1 protein-coding gene is annotated in these 4,382 nt (G+C 42.7%); it reads right to left on the bottom strand.

Annotated features, from left to right (window positions below):
* On the bottom strand, positions 1 to 4,382 hold a 4,382-nt coding region (locus J7J01_08320; protein MCD6210870.1), incomplete at both ends, for a hypothetical protein.

Raw genomic sequence — 4,382 nt, 5'->3', positions numbered from 1 at the left:
CCATCCTCAAGCCTGTTGTTACTCCATATCGTTGCATTTATACTGCTGAGGTTGCCATCTTCCGAAAAAACCGTTCCCACATCTCTTAGCACAAGGTCTGCATAAATATACGCGGTTCTGTTGTTGTTATACTCGTTCAGCTCTGTTATGTTGTCATACGGGTCAACCGATACATTTAGAAACGTCGGTCGCTCGTATTTGCCCCACCGGAGTGGTAGCGAAATGTTCTTGCTTTCACTCACATTTAACCTATCTATGGTTTTATACTCTACGTCTCCCCACCTGTATTCGTCAATCAAAAATGAAGAGCCAAAAGATATGATATAAACGGTATCTCCTTCTATCAGGGGAGTCCACACATCACTGACGATTCCTTTGCAGTACTCCATTATGACCTCTTTATCTCCAGGGTTTTTTTGTATCCCCAGCCAGCCTTGAGAAGCATCAATATTTATGAAATGAAGTCGCAGATCAGCGGCACCCGGATGTGATATTTTGTAATACCCAAAACCGCTTCCTGCTAACGGATACGGATTATACCTCCCCAACTCCAGCCTCACCGTGACGTTGGATGCATCCAACGCACCCTGGTTTGTAATTTCTACCGATGTGTTCTTATCTTTTCTCGCTGGCTGATTGAATTTCGTAATGGTAAAGTCCGGATAGTTCATCCATAAATATTTATTCAGCTCGTTGTCACTCTGAGTCTCGTTTATCTCGTCTATCTCATCTAAGGGGTCAACAATTGCAGTTACGACATGCGTTGGTGCGCTGTAAAGGCTGATGTTCTTCCAGACCCCTGTTACGGTTGCGTTCTCTCCCGGCGCCAGCGTAACCTGCGTGTGATTAAGCAAACCTATCTCTGGCAGTTCGGATTGTGAAATCAGCCTTGTGGTATTCCTCCACAAATCAACTGTGAAAGTCGCAGGTTTCGTGCCGTTGTTCCTCACTGTTGCAGTAATATTCACATCTTCTCCGTCATCAGGATGCTCCGGGTCGAGCGTGATATTTACAACCGTTGGGTCACGAGATGCGTTCACTGGCAATGGTAAAATGAAAGTGTTATTCGTTTCGTTTATCTCTTTTATCGTGTTATTCCATACAGTAACATTGATGCGGTGATTGCCGGTGGCTGCAAGCCAATTCTTCACGGTGATGTCTTTCGATTCGTTCCACGTTTTTGTCGCGTTCAATTGCAGATTTTCTTCGTATAGAAGTTTATTTACCGCTGTGTATCCACTGAGCAAGAATGTTGCAAGGCTGGTGTTATAAATATAAGCGGTGTCACCTGGTACCAGAATAGTATAATCTTCCCTGGAGTATGAACCTGTTTTCTCAAATATTTTATCACCGTTTTCATTACAAATTAATAGTTTACCACTTTCGAAAAGACTTATCCGCTCGAAATGGAGTTGTAGTGAATCTACGCCCGGACGATGTATAATAGTCAGATTATCATATTCGGGCTTTAACAGTGATGCGTTTGGCGCTATCGGCAAATAAGACACCGGAAGGTTCTTATCAAAATGATACCTGTATGTGCGATTCTCAGTTTCGTAATCTGTAATGCTCACATTCGCAGTTCCGTTTCGCAGTCCCACATTTGCCACCTCTGCGGTTATATCCGCAGTATCTGTGTCCGATAGATTCGTCTTTGCAGCAATTACATTTGTAACCGTGAAGTCCCGTGTCGCATTTACTCGCATTATACGGGATGCGATATTGTCAGTTTTATCATCCTCCGGCACGTTGCCTTCAGGGTCTATGAACAGCAAGACCGAGTGATCGCCCACTGTTACGTTTCGCACCCTAATCGAGACATTTTTTGAAGAATTGGTATTCACCGTTAGATTCTCATCACGAATTAGATTAGCCCTGTAAACAGGATAAAAGGATATAGTATATTCCGGGGAGAAATCATTTGGATTATATTGTTTTATTTCTACCGTATCCCCAGGAACGTGAATCCAGCATGATTTGCTAGTTCTTGCAACTTCTGTATTATTTTTATCCTTTATCACGAGCACAGGAGGAGAATAATCTGGATTTATGTCTATGTAAAGATATATACATACTGCATTGTTATAAGTTTCGGATTCATTTATCGGTACTCCATTCATAGCTTTATGAAAAGAATCTGAAGGTTTATAATCAAAGAGCAAAGCGACACTGAAATTCGTTGCGTTCACACGTCCTGAATTGTTGATAACAGCGGTGATGTTCACATCGTCCTCGTCATACGGTTGTGTGGGGTCAAACAGTATAGTTCCATTGAGTCCACGAAGTCCCAGAGTTTTCCAGGACGTGTTTCCACTAACCTCTGCACCGCAGACATATCTTACCAGCGCTTCTATGTTGTTCGTCTCCTTTGTTTCGTTTATTTTGTTCTCATAATCTGCTTCTACCTTTATTACATGCTTGCCCACTTCTGCCGTCCAGTTAGCATTTACCAATATTGGAGAGCCATTTGCTAAACCTGATATTGTTTCGTTTTTAATAGGAATATCATCAACGAGGAAATACACAGAGAAATTACTCGCTTCTTCTATCCCAACATTGGTTACATTCGCACTTATTCCCACGGTATCGTTATCTCTTACTGTGTCATTTCCACGAACTTCGGTGCCATTAAGCCATGTCAGCGAGAGGTTGGTAACTTCAAGGTCCGCAGTTTGCACGGGCATGTATTGCTTAAATGTGTTATTCGTTTCGTTGTATTCCATAATAACCCCTTCTGGATCTATTTTAGCTACAATGAACTGCTCTCCATCTCTTTGGAAGGTCCATTCCACAGGAATATTCGCAGTTTCGTTTATTGTAAGGTTTCGTGTAGTTGTGTCAATTATATGGGTTTGTGTGAAGTAATAAATCTTGCTTACCTTTGTATCAATATCAATATCCTGTGTCTCGCGTTTGTATATTTTCGGCTTGCCGTTCTCCTCTTTAACTATTAAGCTGAGAATTATGTCGCCGCCGATTTCTAACGTTGCCGTTTCATTCTGCACATCGAGCGTCAGGTTAGCGGAGTTGTTTTCCGCATAAATTTGAATAGTTCTGTTATCATCGGTTTTGTTGATAGTTGCATTCTCTGCCCAATCAACCCCTTCTTCGGTAAGGAATCGCAGAAGGCTTTCGTTCTCGCTTCCCGGCACGTTGTCCCAGCAGAATAAGTATCTGTTTATTGTCATCCTTTTTATCGTTTCCACCACGCTTTTATTATCAAGTATCCAAGGCGTCCAGCCGTGGAAACTGTGATTATAGCATCTTATCACTTCACCTTTACCATCTTTAATGCAAACTTCTCCTCCTCTTACTATCTCTATTTCCGGGTCGTGATATTCTTCTATCTCCAGGTCGAGATACAACCGTATAGCAGTTGCATTCGCTCTCTCTATTAGTATCTCCGGAAAGCTCTTATACTGCTCATTATCCATAACGTTATCTATATGCCGTTCTGCCCATTCGTATAAGGTGAGATTGAAATCACTTGCATTCAACCCTCCACGGTTCGCAATGGTAACGTTGATAATTGCCTTATCGTCCTTTTTGAGAGTTCCAGGCTCGATGCTGAGGTTTTCAAACATGAGTTCCGGTGCCTTCACGTGTATTTGCCATGTGAACTCATTGTTTAGCTTTGAATCGTTAATTTCGTATATTTCCTCTTCTGGATCCACAACCACGGTTATGTTGTGGTCACCGGGGATATACACGTCACCATATAAGTTATCCGCGGTCCATGTTATGTTCGCATACCCCGTTCCGTTGCTGGGGTCGAATCGCACAGTTGTGCTCCCTATCACGTGCTCTGGTTTGACTTCGTCGATATAGAAACTCAAATTAACCATACCAGGTTGATTCGCAAAGTTCGTTATGTTGAGCGTGGCGTTCGTGGTCACGATGTCGTAAAGCTCCAACTCATGAGGATTACGTGCTGTGCCGTTAACAAAGAAAGACAGATTCGTCACATTAAAATCACGAGAACGGTTCACATGCACGTCCCATAATAACGTATTATTTTCTTTAGCATGCTCTGGGTTCTCAAGCGGCTCAATCGTTACGTTTATTATGTAGTTGCTGCATTCGGGTTCCCACCAATGTTCTCGGTCCACCCCATTATCGTGTAATGCCTCGCAGTAAATATCTCGAATGCAGGCATTCCAGGGCACAAAAGAAATGTTTATGGAATTACCGGCTGGAAGAGCTTCAATATGTGTTTTATTGAGCAATTTATAGTGCGGTAAAGGGTTATAATTTCTGATTTTTAACCGCGAGGGCACGCTCGTTGGACGGAAAACCTCATAGAAGGAGACGAGGAAGTCAGAGGCATTCAAACAGCCGAAATTCGCTATCGTCGCGTTTATCCACACGAGGTCGCCATCATA

This window comes from Methanophagales archaeon (assembly GCA_021159465.1).
GTDB lineage: Archaea > Halobacteriota > Syntropharchaeia > Alkanophagales > Methanospirareceae > G60ANME1.
The sequence above is the reverse complement of the archived record's forward strand: the minus strand, read 5'-3'. Positions and strand labels throughout refer to the sequence as shown.